This is a genomic window from Micromonospora palythoicola, assembly GCF_036689795.1.
Classification (GTDB): Bacteria; Actinomycetota; Actinomycetes; order Mycobacteriales; family Micromonosporaceae; genus Micromonospora; species Micromonospora palythoicola.
Genome location: NZ_JBAGKI010000057.1, coordinates 1 through 18312 on the forward strand (window position 1 = coordinate 1; position 18312 = coordinate 18312).

The 18312-nt window shown below is 72.7% G+C and carries 16 protein-coding genes; 15 read left to right on the forward strand and 1 reads right to left on the reverse strand.

Annotation, left to right across the window (positions count from 1 at the left end):
• The first annotated feature begins 240 nt into the window (after positions 1 to 240).
• The 15 genes from V5O40_RS21520 to V5O40_RS21590 all read left to right on the forward strand — a co-directional run bounded on the left by V5O40_RS21520 (position 241) and on the right by V5O40_RS21590 (position 16764).
• Complete coding sequence (locus V5O40_RS21520) at positions 241 to 1071, forward strand: alpha/beta hydrolase family protein (RefSeq protein WP_332907170.1); 831 nt, start codon at positions 241 to 243, stop codon at positions 1069 to 1071.
• 119 nt (positions 1072 to 1190) lie between these two features.
• On the forward strand, positions 1191 to 2348 hold the full coding sequence (locus V5O40_RS21525; protein ID WP_332907140.1) for an acyl-CoA dehydrogenase family protein: 1158 nt from the start codon (positions 1191 to 1193) through the stop codon (positions 2346 to 2348).
• Complete coding sequence (locus V5O40_RS21530) at positions 2345 to 3493, forward strand: acyl-CoA dehydrogenase family protein (protein ID WP_332907141.1); 1149 nt, start codon at positions 2345 to 2347, stop codon at positions 3491 to 3493. Before V5O40_RS21525 ends, V5O40_RS21530 begins: the two co-directional genes overlap by 4 nt.
• Positions 3494 to 3581: 88 nt before the next feature.
• The gene (locus V5O40_RS21535) at positions 3582 to 4364 is read left to right on the forward strand and encodes an ABC transporter ATP-binding protein (RefSeq protein ID WP_332907142.1); all 783 of its coding nucleotides are present in this window, start codon (positions 3582 to 3584) and stop codon (positions 4362 to 4364) included.
• Positions 4364 to 5083 carry an ABC transporter ATP-binding protein gene (locus V5O40_RS21540; protein WP_332907143.1) on the forward strand — a complete coding sequence of 240 codons (720 nt, stop codon included), beginning with the start codon at positions 4364 to 4366 and terminating at the stop codon, positions 5081 to 5083. The genes V5O40_RS21535 and V5O40_RS21540 overlap by 1 nt, the downstream gene beginning before the upstream one ends.
• A 17-nt stretch (positions 5084 to 5100) precedes the next feature.
• Positions 5101 to 5979, forward strand: a complete 879-nt coding sequence (locus V5O40_RS21545) for a branched-chain amino acid ABC transporter permease (protein WP_332907144.1) — start codon at positions 5101 to 5103, stop codon at positions 5977 to 5979.
• A complete protein-coding gene (locus V5O40_RS21550) occupies positions 5976 to 7082 on the forward strand; it encodes a branched-chain amino acid ABC transporter permease (RefSeq protein WP_332907145.1) in 1107 nt (368 codons plus the stop codon). Before V5O40_RS21545 ends, V5O40_RS21550 begins: the two co-directional genes overlap by 4 nt.
• Before the next feature lie 65 nt (positions 7083 to 7147).
• A complete protein-coding gene (locus V5O40_RS21555; protein ID WP_332907146.1) occupies positions 7148 to 8428 on the forward strand; it encodes an ABC transporter substrate-binding protein in 1281 nt (426 codons plus the stop codon).
• A 168-nt stretch (positions 8429 to 8596) separates the two neighbouring features.
• A complete protein-coding gene (locus V5O40_RS21560; RefSeq protein WP_332907147.1) occupies positions 8597 to 9208 on the forward strand; it encodes a TetR/AcrR family transcriptional regulator in 612 nt (203 codons plus the stop codon).
• 66 nt (positions 9209 to 9274) lie between these two features.
• Positions 9275 to 12181: a helix-turn-helix transcriptional regulator gene (locus V5O40_RS21565; RefSeq protein ID WP_332907148.1), complete on the forward strand. Its 2907-nt coding sequence runs from the start codon at positions 9275 to 9277 to the stop codon at positions 12179 to 12181.
• A 184-nt stretch (positions 12182 to 12365) separates the two neighbouring features.
• Positions 12366 to 13337: an ABC transporter substrate-binding protein gene (locus V5O40_RS21570; RefSeq protein ID WP_164447085.1), complete on the forward strand. Its 972-nt coding sequence runs from the start codon at positions 12366 to 12368 to the stop codon at positions 13335 to 13337.
• A 78-nt stretch (positions 13338 to 13415) separates the two neighbouring features.
• A complete protein-coding gene (locus V5O40_RS21575; protein ID WP_269741344.1) occupies positions 13416 to 14207 on the forward strand; it encodes an ABC transporter permease in 792 nt (263 codons plus the stop codon).
• A complete protein-coding gene (locus V5O40_RS21580) occupies positions 14204 to 15052 on the forward strand; it encodes an ABC transporter permease (protein WP_332907149.1) in 849 nt (282 codons plus the stop codon). The genes V5O40_RS21575 and V5O40_RS21580 overlap by 4 nt, the downstream gene beginning before the upstream one ends.
• Positions 15045 to 15845: an ABC transporter ATP-binding protein gene (locus V5O40_RS21585; protein WP_332907150.1), complete on the forward strand. Its 801-nt coding sequence runs from the start codon at positions 15045 to 15047 to the stop codon at positions 15843 to 15845. Before V5O40_RS21580 ends, V5O40_RS21585 begins: the two co-directional genes overlap by 8 nt.
• Positions 15846 to 15882: 37 nt before the next feature.
• Positions 15883 to 16764 (forward strand): PaaX family transcriptional regulator, encoded by an 882-nt coding sequence (locus V5O40_RS21590; RefSeq protein WP_332907151.1) that lies wholly within the window; start codon positions 15883 to 15885, stop codon positions 16762 to 16764.
• Here the strand turns inward: V5O40_RS21590 and V5O40_RS21595 are convergent.
• On the reverse strand, positions 16761 to 18287 hold the full coding sequence (locus V5O40_RS21595) for an acyl-CoA synthetase (RefSeq protein ID WP_332907152.1): 1527 nt from the start codon (positions 18285 to 18287) through the stop codon (positions 16761 to 16763). The genes V5O40_RS21590 and V5O40_RS21595 overlap by 4 nt on opposite strands.
• Between the last annotated feature and the right edge of the window lie 25 nt (positions 18288 to 18312).

The window sequence follows — 18312 nt, forward strand, 5'->3', positions numbered from 1 at the left end:
ACCCCCCCCCTCCCGCCCCCCCGCCCCCGCGGGCCCGGCCCGGGGCGCCCCCGGGGGCGGCGGGGGGCGCCCCCCCGGGCCCCGGCCCCCCCCGGGACTGGTGATTTTGCCGATGCGGTGCTGGCGGAGCGCCCCAAACACTGATCGCAGTCGATACCACTCCGACCCAAGGGAGTATCCGACGTGCGATCTACCACCACCACCCGTCCCCGTTCCGTCTCCCTCCTGGCCCGGCTGGCGATGGCCGCCGTCCTGGTCACCGGTGGCGTCGTCGCCACCTCGTCCCCGGCTCAGGCCGCCAACCCGTACGAGCGGGGACCGGCGCCGACGAACGCGATCCTGGAGGCCAGCCGCGGCCCCTTCGCCACCTCGTCGACGAGCGTCTCCTCGCTGGTCAGCGGCTTCGGCGGCGGCGTCATCTACTACCCGACCACCACCACGGCCGGCACCTTCGGCGCGGTGGCCATCTCGCCCGGCTACACCGCCTCCTGGTCGAGCCTGGACTGGCTGGGCCCACGGATCGCCTCGCACGGCTTCGTGGTCATCGGCATCGACACCATCACCCGGTTCGACCAGCCGAGCAGTCGCGGCCGGCAGCTGCTGGCCGCGCTGGACTATCTGACCGAGCGTAGTTCGGTGCGCGGCCGGATCGACGCCAGCCGGCTGGCCGTGGCCGGGCACTCGATGGGCGGCGGCGGCAGCCTGGAGGCCGCGGCGAGCCGGCCGTCGCTGCAGGCCGCGGTGCCGCTGGCGCCGTGGAACCTGGACAAGAACTGGTCGAACCTGCGGGTGCCGACGCTCATCGTCGGCGGCGAGAACGACACGGTGGCCTCGGTCTCGTCGCACTCCGAGCCGTTCTACAACAGCATCCCGGCCTCGACGGAGAAGGCGTATCTCGAACTCAACGGTGAGGGTCACTTCTTCCCCAACACGGTGAACACCCCCACCGCCAAGCAGATGGTGGCCTGGCTGAAGCGGTTCGTCGACGACGACACCCGGTACGAGCAGTTCCTCTGCCCGGGTCCGAGTGGCCTGGCGATCGAGGAGTACCGCGACACCTGCCCGCACTGAGGTCGGCCCGGGGCGGCCACCTACGCGTCCGCCCCGGCTCCATCCGGCCGCCGGTCTTCCGTCCCGAGGACCGGCGGCCGTATATTGCATCGGCAGTGCAAAAATGTTGGAGGTGGCGAGTGTCCGACCACACGGCCGACGGGCTGCGCCGGCTGGTCGCCGCGTTCCTGCGGACGCATGACCCGAGCGGTGACCGCACCGGTTTCCTGCGCGCCCGCTTCGACGCCGGACTGGCCTGGGTGCACCACCCGCCCGGTCGCGGTGGCCTGGGTGCGCCGCCGCATCTGCAGACCGTGGTGGACGACGCCTTCGCCGAGGCCGGCGCGCCGGACAACCAGCCCCGGCGCAACAGCATCGGGCTCGGCATGGCCGCGCCCACCCTGCTGCGGCACGCCACCGAGGCGCAGTGCCGGCGCTGGCTGCGACCGTTGTGGACCGGCGAGGAGGTGTGGTGCCAGCTGTTCAGCGAGCCCGACGCCGGTAGCGACCTGGCGAGCCTGCGTACCCGGGCGGTGCGTGACGGTGACGACTGGGTGGTCGACGGCCAGAAGGTGTGGACCTCCCTGGCCCACGAGGCGCGCTGGGCGATCCTGCTGGCCCGCACCGACCCGGCGGCACCTAAGCATCACGGGATGACCTACTTCGTCTGCGACATGACGGCGCCAGGGGTGCGGGTGCGGCCACTGCGGCAGGCCACCGGCGAGGCGGAGTTCAACGAGGTCTTCCTGACCGGGGCCCGGGTACCCGACGCCCACCGGATCGGGGAGGTCGGGCACGGTTGGCAGGTCGCCCGCACCACCCTGATGAACGAGCGCGTCGCCATCGGCGGACGGCCGCTGCCCCGGGAGGGCGGGATGGTCGGGGTGCTGGCCCGGTTATGGCGGGAGCGACCGGACCTGCGCACGGGCGGCCTGCACACGCAGGTGCTGCGCGCGTGGGTACGCGCCGAGGCCGCCCGGCTGGCCGCGCTGCGGCTGCGGCAGCTGATCGCCGCCGGCCAGCCCGGCCCCGAGGGTTCGGCGGTGAAGCTCTCCTTCGCCGAGCTGAGCCAGCGGATCAGCGGTCTGGAGGTGGAGTTGCGCGGCGCCGAGGGGCTGCGGCACGACGACTGGACGATGCGTCGCCCGTCGGCACCGGACCTGCTCGGCCGCACCGCCACCTACCGCTACCTGCGCGCCCGGGGCAACTCCATCGAGGGTGGCACGTCGGAGATCCTGCGCACCATCATCGCCGAGCGGGTGCTCGGCCTGCCCGCCGAGCCTCGGGTGGACCGATGACCGACCTGCTCTACGACGCCGACGAGGAGGCGCTGCGCGACAGCGTCCGCGCGCTGCTGGCCGCGCACGCACCGTGGCAGCGGATCCTCGCCGCCGTCGACGTCGGTGAGCCGTACGACGGGGCGTTGTGGCGTCGGCTGGTCGACCAGACCGGGGTCACCGGCCTGGCGGTGCCCGTCGAGCACGGTGGTGCCGGAGCCGGTTTCCGCGAGGTCGCGGTGGTGCTCGAGGAACTGGGCCGGGCGGTCGCGCCGGTGCCCTTCCTCGGCACCGTCGTGGCCACCCGGGCACTGCTCGCCTGCGGTGAGTCCACCCTGCTGCGCCAGGTCGCCGCCGCCGAACGCGACGTGGCGTTGGCCGTCGGCCTGGCCACCGCGCCCGACGCGGATCCGGGGCCGGTCACGCCGGGGCCCGGTCCGACGCTGTCCGGCCGGGTGCTCGGGGTGGCCGACACCGTCCCGCACGGCCTGCTGCTGGTTCCGGCCGCCGACGGGTTGTACGCCGTCGACGGCACCGACCCGGCGGTACGCCGGACTCCCGTGGTGTCGCTGGACGCCACCCGACCGCTCGTCGACCTCGAGTTCACCGCCGCACCCGCCCACCCGGTCGCCCGGGGCGCGGTGGCCGCGACGGCGGTGACGGTGGCGCTGACGGCGGGTGCGGCGCTGCTCGCCTCCGAGCAGGTCGGGGTGGCGCAGTGGTGTCTGGACACGACGGTGGACTACGTGCGGCAGCGCCACCAGTTCGGCCGGCCGGTCGGCTCGTTCCAGGCGGTCAAGCACCGGTTGGCCGACCTCTGGGTGGAGCTGACCGAGGCCCGGGCGGTGGCCCGGTACGCGGCCGACCTCCTCGGCGCCGCGCCAACCGACGAGCGGGCGGTCGGTTCGGAGGCGGCGCTGGCCGCCGCGCTGGCGCAGGCGTACTGCGGTCCGGTGGCGGTCCGGGCGGCGGAGACCTGCGTCCAGTTGCACGGTGGGTTGGGCTTCACCTGGGAACACCCGGCCCATCTCTACCTCAAGCGGGCCAAGAGCACCGCGATCGCCTTCGGCACGGCCGACCGGCACCGGGAGGCGCTGGCCCGGCTGGTCGACCTGCCCGGACCGGGCACCGGCGACGGCGCCACGAATCGCTGTACCGGTAGGTAACAACCAGGCATCGAGGGTGTTGACGAAACACGCGAGAAACGTACACTCCGAGTGTAATAAGTTTGGTCGTGCGGCGAGGGGCGGGTTGATGGCGGACGGTCTCGCACTGCACCAGGTCGGCGTCCGCTTCGGCGGCCTGACCGCCCTCGACGACGTCTCGCTGACCGTCGGGCCGGGCGAGGTGGTCGGGGTGATCGGCCCCAACGGGGCCGGCAAGACCACCCTGTTCAACGTCGTGTGCGGCTTCGTCACCGCGCACACCGGCACGCTGACCCTCGACGGCCGACCGCTGCGACCGCGACCACACCGGCTGACGCGGCTGGGCATCGCCCGGACACTGCAGGGCACCGGGCTGTTCGCCGGGCTCACCGTCCTGGAGAACGTGATGGCCGGGGCCAGCCACACCGCCCGCGCCGGGCTGCTGCCGGCGCTGCTCGGGCTGCCCCGCAGCGACCGCGACGAACGCCGGCTGCGCGAGCACGCCCGCGCCGTCCTGGCCGACCTGGGCATCACGCAGTACGCCGACGCCGCGCCGGACACCCTCCCGTTCGCGGTACGCCAGCGGGTCGCGCTCGCCCGCGCGTTGGCCGCCCGCCCCCGGCTGCTGCTGCTCGACGAGCCGGCCGGCGGTCTCGGCGCCGACGACGTGGACACCCTCGCCGAGCTGATCCGGCAACTGCCGCACCGGGCCACCGACCCCTGCGCGGTGCTGCTCGTGGAACACCACATGGACCTGGTCATGGCGGTCTGCGACCGGATCGTGGTGCTCGACTTCGGGCGGGTCGTCGCCACCGGGGCACCCGAGGCGGTCCGCGAGGATCCGGCCGTGGTGGACGCCTACCTCGGTGCGGCCGTCGACGAGGCCGCGTAGTGGACGGGGACCTGCTCACCGTCGAGGCCCTGGCCGCCGGCTACGGGCCGGTGCCGGTGCTGCACGAGGTCGACCTGCGGGTGCCCACCGGCACCATCGCCGCGGTCATCGGCGCCAACGGTGCCGGCAAGACCACCCTGCTGCGCACCCTGTCGGGCATGCTGCGCCCGACCGCCGGCCGGATCCTCCTCGACGGCAGTGACCTGCGCGGCACCCCGGTCGAGCAACTCGTCCGGCGCGGCATGGCGCACGTGCCGGAAGGGCGCGGCGTGATCGGTGAACTCACGGTGGAGGAGAACCTGCGCCTCGGCGCGTTGTGGCGGCGGGACCGCACCGCCGCCGGGAACGCCCTCGACGAGGTCTACCAGCTGTTCGAGCCCCTGGCCCGACGGCGGCGACACCTCGGCCACCAGCTCTCCGGTGGCGAACGGCAGATGCTGGCTCTCGGCCGGGCCCTGGTCGGTCGGCCCCGCCTGCTGCTGCTGGACGAACCGTCGCTCGGCCTGGCTCCCCGCGTGGTGGCCCAGACCATGGCGTTGCTGCGCCAGCTGCGCGACGACACCGGGCTGACCGTGCTGCTGGTCGAGCAGAACGTGCGCAGCGCCCTGGCCGTCGCCGACCAGGGCATCGTGATGTCGCTCGGGCGGGTCGTCCTGGCCGCACCGGCCGCCCGGCTGCGTGACGACGCCGACCTGCGCCACGCCTACCTCGGATTCTGAAGAGCGCAAGGAGGACCGTGGACCGCTTCCTCTTCCTCACCCTCGACGGCCTGTCGAGGGGCGCGGTCTACGCCGCGTTCGCACTCGCCCTGGTGCTCATCTGGCGGGCCGGTCGGATCGTCAACTTCGCCCAGGGCGCGATGGCGGTGGCCGCCGCGTACGTCGCGTACAGCGTCACCGCCGCCACCGGCTCGTACTGGCTGGGCTTCGGCGCGGCGCTGCTCGCCGGTCTGCTGCTCGGCGCGGTCGTCGACATCGCGGTGATGCGGCTGGTGGACCACCGGTCACCGCTCAACCCGGTGATCGTCGCGCTCGGGCTGGTCCTGCTGATCCAGGCGGTCCTCGGCATGGTGTACGGCAACGAGTACCTGCCCGCCCCGCCACCGTTCAGCCGGACCGCGCTGACGGTCGGTGGCACCGCCGTGCTGTCCCCGTACGACCTGTTCGTCTTCGCCACCGTCGGGGTGGTCGGCGCGGCCCTGGTCTGGGTCTTCACCCGCACCGCGATCGGGTTGCGGATGCGCGCCGCGGCGTTCGCGCCCGAGGTGTCCCGACTGCTCGGCGTGAACGTGGGCGGCATGCTCACCCTCGGCTGGGCGCTCGCCTCGGGTGTCGGTGCCCTGGCCGCGATGCTCGTCATCCCCACCGGACTGGGGCTGCATCCGCACGCGATGGACCTGGTCTTCGTCTCCGCGTTCACCGCCGCGGTGCTCGGCGGGCTGGACAGCCCGCCCGGCGCGGTCGTCGGCGGTCTGGGGGTCGGCCTGCTGCTGTCCTACGTCAGCGGTTACGCCGGCGGAGACCTCATTCCGCTCGCGGTGCTCGCGTTGCTGCTGACGGTGCTGCTGCTGCGTCCCGGCGGGTTGTTCGCCCCGGTCACCGCGAGGCGGGTGTGAGCGCCACCCGGGCGGCGGCGCCGCAGGCCAGGCACGCCGCCGCCGATCCCGCCCGGCCCGGCCGGTCACTGCCGACCGTGGTACGCCACCTCGCCGTCGCGGCCGGCGTCGCGCTGCTGGTGCTGCTGGCCAGCTACCAGCTCGACTCGTTCCGCAACTTCCAGCTGGCCACCGTGGCGGCGTACCTCTGCGCCACCGCCGGGCTGACCGTGCTGACCGGCCTCTGCGGGCAGCTCTCGCTGGGACACGGTGCGCTGATGGCCACCGGCGCGTACACCCTCGCCCTGGTGCAGAACGCCTTCGCCGAGCGGGGCCTCACCGCCGGCGGGTGGCTGATCGTGTCGCTGGTGGCGGCGGTGCTGGCCACCGTCGTCGTCGGCGCGGTCGTCGGGGTCGCCGCCGCCCGACTGCGCGGGCCGTACCTGGCCGGGCTCACCCTCGCGGTGGCCGTGGTGGTGCCGGCGTTGACCGTCACCTTCGACGGGGTCTTCAACGGCGAGCAGGGTCTGGCGGTGCCGGTGGCCCCCGCCCCGGCCGGGCTGGGCAGCTACTTCCCGCACGAGCGGTGGCAGCTCTGGGTGGCCGCCGCGGCGACCCTGAGCTGCCTGGTGCTGTTGGCGAACCTGGTCCGCAGCCGCTACGGCCGGGCGTTCCGGGCGGTACGCGACGACGAGGTCGCCGCCCGCCTGGCCGGTATCCACGTGGCGCGTACCCAGATCGTCGCGTTCGTGATGAGCGCGGCCAGTGCCGGCCTCGGCGGCGCCCTGCTGGCGGTGCTCGCGCAGAGCGTGTCACCCGGCGCGTTCGGCCTGACGCTGTCGCTGTTCCTGCTGATGGCGGTGGTCATCGGCGGTCTCGGCCGACTCGCCGGGGCGGCCTGGGGCGCCCTCCTGCTGGTCGCCCTGCCCGACCTGACCCACTCCCTGACCAACCTGTTCACCCTCTCACCGGCGGCGGCACAGCGGCTGGAGGGCAACCTGCCGCTGGCGATCTTCGGCGCCACGTTGATCGTGGTCATGATCGCCGCGCCCGGCGGCGTGCAGGGGTTGTTGTCCCGGCTGGCCCGGGCGCTGCGCGCCCGCTGGCCGGTCGGGCGGTCGTAACCGTTCCACCCGCTCACCGCAACCACCCATATCGCACAACCGGACCGATGAAAGGTCGGTGTCCCATGCGAAGCACGGCACGACGCGGTCTCGTGATCGCCACCACCCTCACCCTGCTGCTCACCTCCGCCGCCTGCGGTGCCGACGACGGTCCCGGTGCGGGCGCGGCGGTGCCCGGCGTCACCGACACGGAGATCGTCGTCGGCACCCACATGCCGCTCACCGGTCCGGCGTCCGCCGGCTACTCGAAGATCGCCCCGGCGACGAAGGCGTACTTCGACTACGTCAACGCCAACGGCGGCGTACACGGCCGCAAGCTCACCTACAAGATCGTGGATGACGGCTACAACCCCGCCACCACCCAGCAGGTCGTCCGGCAGCTCGTGTTGCAGGACAAGGTCTTCGCCATCCTGAACGGCCTCGGCACACCGACCCACACCGGTGTGCTGGACTTCCTGCACACCAACCGGGTGCCCGACCTCTTCGTCGCCTCCGGCAGCCGCAACTGGGACCAGCCCGACCGCTACCCGAACACCTTCGGCTTCAACCCGGACTACACGGTCGAGGGCAAGATCCTGGCCAACCACGTGAAGACCGCCCTGCCCGGCCGTAAGGTGTGCTTCCTCGGGCAGGACGACGACTTCGGCCGGGACGCGTTGGCCGGCGTGGAGAAGGTGCTCGGTGCCGACGGCGTGGCGGCCCGCCAGACGTACGTCACCAGCAACACCAACGTCGCACCGCAGATCGGCGCGTTCAAGGCGGCCGGCTGCGAGGTGGTCATCCTCGCCACCGTGCCCGGCTTCACCGCCCTGTCCGTCGGCACCGCCGCCCGACTGGACTTCAAGCCGCAGTGGGTGGTGTCGAACGTGGGCGCCGACCTGCCGACGCTGTCCCGGCAGCTCGGCGACGCCGCCGGCCTGCTGGAGGGACTGATCGGCCTGAACTACCTGCCGATGCAGGGCGACAGCGACGACCCGTGGATCCAGCTGTTCACCAAGGTGAACACGGAGCACAACGGCGGTGCGGAGTTCGACGGCAACACGGTCTACGGCATGGCGGTGGGCTACCTGTTCGTGCAGGTGCTCCAGGCCGCCGGCAAGGACCTCACCCGGGAGTCGCTCGTCGAGGCCGTCCGCAAGGGTGGTTACCAGGGGCCGGGGGTGGCGCCGTTGCGGTTCTCCGCCACCGACCACTCCGGCTACGGCGGTGGCCGGCTGAGCCGGGTCGAGGGGGGAGAACAGCGCTACTTCGGCCCCACCTACGAGACCGACGAGGCCGACGGGCCGGTCAACGAGTACGCCGCACCGCCGGTGGCGCCACCGGCCAACGGCGTGCCGAGCGCCTGATCCGCTCGCCCGGTGTGCGCCGGCTGACCTGAGCGGCGCACACCGGGCGCGGTGAGCGAACCGGTCACCGCGAGCGCGGCGGCCCGGCCGGGTCCCACGAGGCTCGTCCGGTCAGCGCCTAGACTCGGCAGGCACGCATGCGACGCCAGGGTGAGGGGGACGGCGGGGATGGTCAGTGCCGAGGCGGCCGGCCGGGTGGACGGGCGCACCGCTCGGGCCGAGCGCACCCGGGCGGCGATCGTCGAGGCGCATCTCGCCCTCATCTGCGAGGGTGACCTGCGCCCGACCGGTGAGCGCATCGCCGAGCGGGCCGGCATCTCCCTGCGTACGCTCTGGACCAACTTCAAGGACATGGAGACCCTGTTCGAGGCCAGCGGGGCGGAGCTGCTGCGCCAGCAGGACGCCGCCTGGCGGCCGATCTCGCCCACGTTGCCGCTGACCAAGCGGGTCGACGCGTTCTGCCGGCAGCGGGCGAAACTGCTGCAACTGATCGCGCCGTCGGCCCGGGCCGCGCAGATGCGGGAACCGGTCTCCGCGCAGCTGCGCCGCAACCGGCTCAAGCACATCGCCCGGGTACGCGGCGAGGTCGAGCAGCTGTTCGCCGACGAACTGGACCGCGCCGGACCGGCCCGGGACCAGGTGGTCAACGCTGTGGTGGCGGCGTGCACCTGGCCGGCGTGGTCGACCCTGCGCGACGGCCTCGGGTTGGGCGTGGACGCGGCCCGGGCGGTGATGGCCCGCACCGTGGGCGCGCTGCTCGCCGAGCCGGCCGACCGCTGACACCGGGGCGCCGCCGCCCGACAATTCCCTCTTCTCAAGCGCCGACGGGTAGGCGAGACTCGATGCATGATTAATGCATCCACGGTGCAAATAGATGTGCTACGGGGCCGGCAGGTGGAGTGTCGGGAGATCCGGAGGCTACTGGCGGCACCGGCCGGGCGGGCGCTGCTGCTGCACGGCGAGCCCGGCTCCGGGCGCAGCACGCTGCTGGCGTACGCCCACCGGCACGGTCGGGAGCGTCGAGTGCTCGCCGCCGCCGGCCTGCCCGACGAGGCGACGCTGCCCTACGCCGGGTTGCAGCGGCTGCTCGACCCGGTGCTCGACGGCGCGGGCGCGCTGCCCGAACGGCAACGGCAGGTGCTGCGCCGGGCGATGGCCGGCGAAGGCTGTCGCGACCAGGACCTGCTCGTGCTCTCCCACGCCGTGCTCGGTCTGCTCGCCGAGGCCGCCCACGACGGTCCGCTGCTGTGCACCATGGACGACCTCGACGCGGGCGACGCTCCCACCGCCCGGTTGCTGACCCTGGTGGCCCGACGCCTGCCGCACCTGCCCGTCGTCCTGCTGCTCGTCACCGGCGGCGACAGCGGGGCGGACGCGATACCCCGCCACCGGCTGGAGCCGCTCGACGCACCGGACAGTCACGCCCTGCTGGCCGCCCGCTGCCCGGGGCCGCCACCACCGGGCCCGGTGCTGGCCGGGCTGAGCGCCCTCGCCGCCGGGAATCCGCAGGCCCTGGTCGACCTCGCGGACTCGCTGACACCCGGCCAGTGGCAGGGTGCCGAGCCCCTGCCCGCGGCCGTGCCGGCCGACGGCGACCTGGGCCGGGCGTACCGTGCACTGCTCTGCCGCCTGCCCGGCGACACGCGGCACGCGCTGCTGCTGGCCGCGCTCGCCGCGACCGCCCCGACCCACCCGAGCCGGACCGACCACGCTCACGTCGTGGATCCGGTGACGCTGGGCCGAGCGCTGCGAACGGTCGGCGGCACTGTCGACACGCTCGCACCGGCCGAGGCCGCCGGCCTGGTCCGGCTCACGGCGGCGGGTGGCGCCGCCTTCCCCCGACCGCTGGCCCGCGCCATGGTCGAGGCGACCGCGTCCCTCGCCGTCCGGCGCGACGCCCATCTGCTGCTCGCCGCCGCGCTCCAGGGCACCGGAGCCCGGTTGCGCCGGGCACTGCACCTGGCGGCGGCGACCGACGGACCGGCACCGGCGCTGGCCACGGAGTTGGCGGACGCTGCCGGTGACCGCGCGGACCGCTCCGTCGCGGCGACGGCGCTGGCCCGGGCCGCCGAACTCAGCGACGATCCGGTGCTCGCCGCCAGCCGGCTGATCAGCGCCGCCCGATACGCCTGGCAGGCCGGCGAACCCGACCGGGCCCGCGCGTTGCTGCACCACGTCGCGGATGCGCCCAGCGGTCCGACTGCCGTACTGCCGGACGGACGTGACAACGCGACCGGTGCGTCGCCCCAGGAGATGTCGTCCGTGCCGGCCGGGCAGGGTGCCGGCGGCGACGTGGTGGGCGACCGGGGTACCGCCGCCATCCGGGGCCTCACCGAACTGCTGCGTGGCGAGATGCGGCTGCGCTGCGGACCGGTGCCGGCCGCGCTGCCGACCCTGCTGGCCGCCGCGAGCACGCTGGCCGACGTCGACCGCGAGTCGGCGCTCGTCGCGTTGGTCCGGGCCGGCGAGGCCGTCTGCTACTGCGGTGACCAGTACCGCTACGCCGAGGTGGCCCGCCGGATGGCGGCGCTTCGGCACGACGCGGATCCGCCGTGGGCAGAGCTGCTGACCACCCTGGTCGCCGGAGTCGCCGCGACGCTGCGCGGCGAACACGCCCACGGTGGACCGCTGCTGCGTCGGGCGGTGGTGCTCGGCGGCCGGCTGACCGGTGCCGCGGCGACCCCTACCGCGTTGACCGGCGCGGCCGTGGCCGGTCTGCTGGTCGCGGTGGACGCCACGGCGTACCGGCTCGCCGACCGCGCCGTCGAACGCGCCCTCGACCGGGGTGAGGTGTCCCTGCTGCCCCGGGCGCTGGAACTGCGGGCGATGAGCGAGTACTGGCTGGGCCGCCACGAGGCCGCGACGAGCAGCTGCCGGGAAGGACTGCGGGTGGCGCGGGCCACCGGCCAGCACACGAGCGTCGGCGCGCATCTCGGTCTGCTCGCCGTGCTCGCGGCCGTACGCTCCGACCGAGACACCAGTCTGGGTCACGTCGCCGAGCTGGGCGACGCCGCCGTGCCGGGCAGCCGTCCGCACGCCCTCGCCCAGTGGGCCCTCGCGTTGCTGGACCTGGCCGAGGCCAGGTACGCCGACGCCGCCGACCGGCTGGCCGCGCTGGCTCGCCCCGGTACCGGGCGCGGTCAGGTGCTCGTTCAGGTGATGGCCACGCCCCACCTGGTGGAGGCCGCCGCGCACGACGGTCGGCACGCCCGGGCGCGCGGCGCGCTCGCCGTCTTCGACAGGTGGGCCGGCAGCACCGCCAGCCCGCTGCGCCGGGCGCTGTCGGCCCGCTGCCACGCCCTGCTGGCCCCGCGCGGCAGCACCGAGGCCGAGCAGCATTTCCGGGCCGCGCTGTCGCTGCACCCGACCGATGCCGCCACCTTCGAACGGGCGCGCACCGAGCTGCTCTTCGGCCGGGAACTTCGCCGCGCCCGCCGCCCCCGGGAGGCCCGCGACCACCTGCACCGGGCCCGGCAGACCTTCATCCTGCTCGGTGCCCAGGCGTGGGCCCGGCAGAGCACAGTGGAACTGCGCGCGGCGGGGGAGTCCGTCGGCCCGCCGGACCCGCACGCCGTGCGGCTGCTCACCGGTCAGCAACTGCGCATCGCGCACCTGGTCGCCGCCGGTGCCACCAACCGGGAGGTGGCCAGGCAGATGTTCCTGTCCACCCGAACCATCGACCATCACCTTCGCAACATCTACCATCGGCTCGGTATCCGGTCCCGCACCGAGCTGGCGCGCGCGTTGGGCTGACGTGCCCAAACCGATATTCAATCGATTCATGACGGGCGTCAGAATTTCTTGACATTCGAAGGTCGGTGGCCGACGATGGCCAACACGGCCGGGTGATCTCACTCACATCGAGCCCGCCGTAGGTCTGAAGGCGCCCGTAGGTGTTGACGCGCCCACCACCCCCGCCCCAGGAAGGGCCTTGTCGATGAAGAAGGTATTCACGCTCGGGCTGATCGCCAGCGTCGCGATCGCGCTCGCTGGATGTACGGACTCGGATGCCACCCCCTCGGGAGAGGACAGCGGCGAACTCCGCCAGGTTCGTGTCGCGGCCCTGCCGATCACCGAGACCGCCGCGTTGTGGGGCGGCATGAAGGCCGGCATCTTCGAAAAGCACGGACTCTCGGTCGAGGTGCTGCCCGCCCAGGGCGGGGCCCAGGCCATCCCCGCGCTGATCAACGGGGACATCGACTTCGCCATCGGTCAGCCGTTCGGCCCGTTCCGGGCCGACCTGCAGGACCTCGGCGTGGTGATCATCGGCAACTACGCCTCGTCCTACGCCGAGGGCGACGACATCAACGCCGTGGTGGCCTCGGCCAAGTCGGGCATCACCCGGCCGGCGGAGCTCGCGGGCAAGCGGGTGGCGGTCAACAGCCTCGGTGCCGCCGGCGACGTGACGATCATGGCCGCGGTGGAGAAGGACGGCGGTGACCCGTCCACGATCAAGTTCGTCGAGGTCGCCTTCCCCGACGTGCCGGCGCAGCTCGAAGCCGACAACATCGACGCCGCCTGGGTGCCGGAACCCTTCGTCACCCAGCTGCGCAACCGTGGTGACACGTTCGTCGTCGCGCCCTACCAGGCGGTCGCCCCCGGTCTGGCGACGCTCACCGCCATCACGACGAAGGAGCAGATGGACTCCGAGGCCGAGCTGGTCGCCGACTTCACCGCGGCGATGAAGGAGACCCTCGCCTGGGCGCAGGACTCCGCCAACGAGGCGGCCGTCCGCCAGGCGATCAAGGACAACCTGGAACTCCCGGAGCCGGTCGCGGACTCGGTGAAGCTGCCGCGCTTCGGCTGGGAGCTGGACCGGGCGAGCCTGGAGTCGCTGGCCACGCTCGCCGGCAAGTACAAGGTGCTCGACCAGCAGCCCAACTTCGACCGCCTCATCCAACAGCAGTAGTAGCCGGCGCGGTCCCGCCCTTCCCGGTCAGCGGCCGGGAAGGGCGTCGCCGCCGACCACGGGAGCAACATGCACGTCTTGTCCCTCCGACGTCCCCGTTCGCTGCGCAAGGTGATGCTGGGCGTTGTCGGGCTGACCGGGTTCCTCGTCGTCTGGCAACTCGTTCCGACCCTGGGCCTGATCAACTCGCAGTACCTGCCGTACGTGACCGACGTGTTCGCCCGGCTCGCCGAGGAGTTCCGTGACCTCGCCTTCTGGCGGCGGCTCGGGTACACCATGACCTCCTGGGCGATCGGTCTGGCCGTGGCCACGGCCGCCGCGGTCGTCCTCGGCACGATCGTCGGGCTGGTGCCCTTCCTGCGCCGCGCCACCCACACGGTGGTGGAGTTCCTGCGGCCCATCCCCTCGGTGGCGCTGATTCCCCTCGCCGTGCTGTTGTTCGGCATCCAGATGCAGGCCGCCCTCCTCATCATCATCTACGCGTCGTTCTGGCAGGTCTTCGTGCAGGTGATCTACGGTGTCGCCGACGTCGACGCGGTCGCCCGGGACACCGCCCGCAGCTTCGGACTCACCCGCCGCGAGCGGTTGTCGTACCTGGTGCTGCCCACCGCCCTGCCGTATCTGATGACGGGCGTCAGGCTCGCCGCGGCCGTCGCCCTGATCCTCGCCATCACCGCCGAGATGGTGATCGGCAACCCCGGCCTGGGGCGGATGATCGAGCTGTCCCGCTCCGCCGGTGACTCCGTCGGGCTGTACGCCTTCGTGGTGGTCACCGGGCTGCTCGGGCTCCTGGTGAATCTCGTCTTCCGGTTCATCGAACGACGTTCGTTGTCGTGGCACCAGTCCGTACGCGGCGAGGAGGTCCTGTGACCGCGCACGACCGGGTCGCCGAGCGGTCGCACACCGACCGGGTCGCCAAGCGGCCGCGCGGGGGCGGTCTCGGGCGCCGCGTCACCGCGGGCTTCCTCTACTCGCTCGGGCTGCCCTTCCTGCTGCTGGTGATCTGGGGACTGGCGTCCTCCTCGTCGACGAACCGGTTCTTCCCCGGCCCCCTCACCATCCTCGAAGCCTTCCGGGAGACCTGGATCGGCCCCGCGTTCGTCGACGACGTGCTGCCGAGCCTCTACCGGCTCGCCCTCGGCATCGCGGCCTCGATCGTGATCGGTATCGCCGCCGGCACGCTCATCGGGCTGTTCCAGTGGCTACGGGAACTGCTCGAACCGCTGCTGGAGTTCTTCCGGGCCATCCCGCCACCGGTGCTGATCCCGGTCGTGATGCTGCTGCTCGGCATCACCGACACGATGAAGGTGGTCGTGATCGTCTCCGGCGCGGTCTGGCCCATCCTGCTGAACACGATCGACGGTGTCCGGGCCACCGACAGCGTGATGTCCGAGACCGCCGACTCGTTCCAGATCACCTGGTGGGAGCGGCTTCGGTTCCTCGTACTCCCGGCGGCCAGCCCGCGGATCATGACCGGGGTCCGGCAGGGGTTGTCGGTCGCGCTGATCCTGATGGTCATCTCGGAGATGTTCGCCTCGTCCGCCGGACTGGGCTACCGGATCGCCTACTTCCAACGCAACTACCTCATCGCCGAGATGTGGAGTGGCATTCTCCTGCTCGGCCTCGTCGGCGTGCTCCTCGCCGCGACCTTCGGGGTCGTCGAGCGACGGGTGCTGCGCTGGTACCACGGAATCAGGGAGGTCAACCGTGCCTGATCAGAGCACCCTGCTGCGGGTGGAGCACCTGCGCAAGGTCTACGAGTCCACGAACGGCGACGTCGAGGCGATCGGGGACATCAGCTTCACCATGCGCTCCGGCGAACTCGTCTGCATCGTCGGGCCGTCGGGCTGCGGCAAGACAACCCTGCTGAAGTGCCTGGCCGGTCTGCTCCGGCCCACCAGCGGCCTGGTCGAGATGGACGGGCAGCCGGTGACCGGCCCGAGCCCCGCGATGGCCGTGGTCTTCCAGGAGTACGGCCGCAGCCTCTACCCGTGGTTGACCGTCCGGGGCAACGTCGAGCTGCCGCTGCGCCACAAGCGGCTCTCCCGCCAGGAGCGCGACAAGCTCGTCACCGACGCCATCGAGGCGGTCGGGCTGGCGCACGCGGCCCGCAGCCACCCCTGGCAGCTCTCCGGCGGCATGCAGCAGCGGGTGGCGATCGCGCGGGCCATCGCGTACCAACCCGAAGTGCTGATCATGGACGAGCCGTTCGCCGCGGTCGACGCGCAGACCCGCGCGGACCTGGAGGATCTCGTCCGCGAGTTGCACACGACCCGGAAGATTTCGGTTCTCTTCGTCACCCACGACATCGACGAATCGGTGTACCTGGGGGAACGGGTGCTGGTGTTGTCCGCGTCGCCGACCTGGGTACAGGAGGATCTGACCGTCGACCTGCCGCCGGAGCGCGACCAGATCACCACCCGGGCGCTGCCGCGCTTCACCGAGCTGCGCACGCATGTCTACGACCAGATCCAGCGTGCGAAGCGCGGGCAGACCGTCGCCCCGTGACGGTGCCGAGGGGCGGATCCGCCCGAGGGGGAGGGCTGTGCGCAGTCGTCAGCCGAAGCAGCTGCTGCTCGCGTTCTTCGGCGAGCACGTCGTCGACGATGACCCGGGTCCGATCCGCGCCAGCGTCCTGATCGGGGTCCTCGAAGGAGCCGGCGTCGCCGCACCGGCGACCCGGGCGACCCTCGACCGGCTGGTGCAGACCGGCATGCTCGACCGGAGCAAGAGCGGTCGGGAGATCCAGTTCTCGCTCACCGAGCACGGGGTGGCGGTGTTGCGGGAAGCCACTGCCCGCGTCCGTGGCCCGCGCCCGTTCGATCCGCAGGGCACCGGCTGGACCCTCGTCACGTTCACCATCCCCGAGGGGCAGCGGACCCTGCGCCACCGGTTGCGTGCCACCCTCACCTGGGAGGGTTTCGCGCCGCTGCGCGACGGGCTCTGGCTCGCCCCCGGCGAGGTCGACCTCGCCGGTTCGTTGGAGCCGCTGTGCCAGGATCTTCCGCCCCAGACGGTCATCGCCTTTCACGCCCGGGAACTGGCCGGCTTCCCGATCGCCGACAGCGTCCGCGCGGCGTGGGACATCGAGGCGATCCGGCGCGAGCACCTGGCGTTCATCGAGATGTGGGGCGACCCGGGCGCCGCGACCCAGGCGGCGAGCGCGCTCACCGTACGCACGATGCTGGTGGCCGACTGGCTCGCGTTGCTGCGCGCGGACCCGAGGCTGCCGCGCGAGTTCATGGACGCGCAGTGGCCGGCCGGGCGGTCGACGCAGGTGTACCGGCGGATGCACCAGCGGCTGGCCGCGGCCTCCGCCGAGGAGTTCGCCGCTCTCGTCGGTGGCACCACCGGTTCGTTGCCCCGCAACGGCGGTGGTGTGGCGGCGCGGGCGGGCGGCGATCCGGCCCGGCGCGGTCGGGCCTAACCCGCGAACCGGCTCCGCAGGTCGGCCTTGCGCACCTTCCCCGACGCGGTACGGGGCAGCTCGTCGACGACGACCACGTTCTTGGGCACCTTGTAGCGGGCCACCCGGCCGTCCAGGAACTGTCGCACCGTGGCCACGTCGACGGTGGCGTCCTCGCGCACCGTCATGATCGCCCACGGCACCTCGCCCCACCGGGCGTCCGGCACGCCGATGACCGCCACCCCGGTCACCCCGTCGATCTCGCCGAGCAGGACCTCGATCTCGGCCGGGTAGATGTTCTCGCCACCCGAGATGATCATGTCTTTCAGCCGGCCCGAGATGTAGAGATAGCCGTCGGCGTCGAGGTATCCGAGGTCGCCGGAGCGGAACCAGCCGTCCGGGGTGAACGCCTCGGCCGTCGCCTCCGGCAGCTGGTGATAGCCGGGGAAGACGTTCGGGCCGCAGATCTGGATCTCACCGATGCCGTCGTCGGCGATCGGTGCGCCGTGTTCGTCGGCGATCCGCACGCTGGTGAAGAAGTGCGGCAGGCCCACGCTGCCCTGCTTGGCGCGGGTCATCGCCGGGGGCAGTGACGTCGCGCCCGGCGACGCCTCGGTCATGCCGTAGCCCTGCGAGAAGGACAGGCCGCGCTCCTCGTAGGCGTTGAGGATGCGGGTCGGTACGGCCGAGCCGCCGCAGGTCAGCTTGCGCAGCGTCGACAGGTCGGTGGCGCTCCAGTTCGGATGGTCGGCCATCAGCTGGTACGTGGTCGGCACGCCGCTGAGCATGGTGACGCCGTGCCGCTCGATCTGGGCAAGCGCGCGTCCCGGCTCGAAGCCCTTCTCCAGCACCAGCGTGGCGCCCTTGAGAATGACCGGCAGCGCACCCATGCCGAGGGACGCGACGTGGAACAACGGCGAGATCATCAGCGCGACGTCGGTCGAGACGACGTCGTAGTCGACCACGCAGTTGAGCGCGACCCAGGTGAGGTTGCCGTGGGTCAGCACGGCGCCCTTGGCCCGCCCGGTCGTGCCCGAGGTGTAGATGATCGCGGCCGGGTCGTCCAGGCTCACCGCGACGGCGGCGCTGGTGTCCGCGGCGGTCGTGCCCAGCAGCGGGGTCAGTCCCGGCTGGTCGGCGGTGCCCTCCCCGGTGACGACGACGCGGGGGGACGGCCCGGTGCCGATGGCGGCGGCCACCCGATCGGCGAACTCGGGATCGTGGATCAGCACCCGCGCGCCGCAGTCGGTGAGCACGTGGGTGACCTCGGGCGGTGCCAGCCGGGTGTTGACCGGCACGAAGACCGCGCCCAGCCGCGCTGCGCCGAACATCACCCGGAGGAAGTCCGGACTGTTCTCGCCCAGATAGGCCACCGCGTCGCCCCTGCCGACGCCGAGGCCGCGCAGCAGCGCCGCGACCCGGTCGGTGCCGTCGGCGAACTGGCGGTACGTCACGGTGGCGCCCTCGCCGTGGACGAGGGCGACCTTGTCGGGGGACTTGAGTCGGCGCTTGGCCAGCCAGGCGCCGATTCCCTGTTCGTGCATCAGCGGTCTCCCGGTGGTGGAGGTT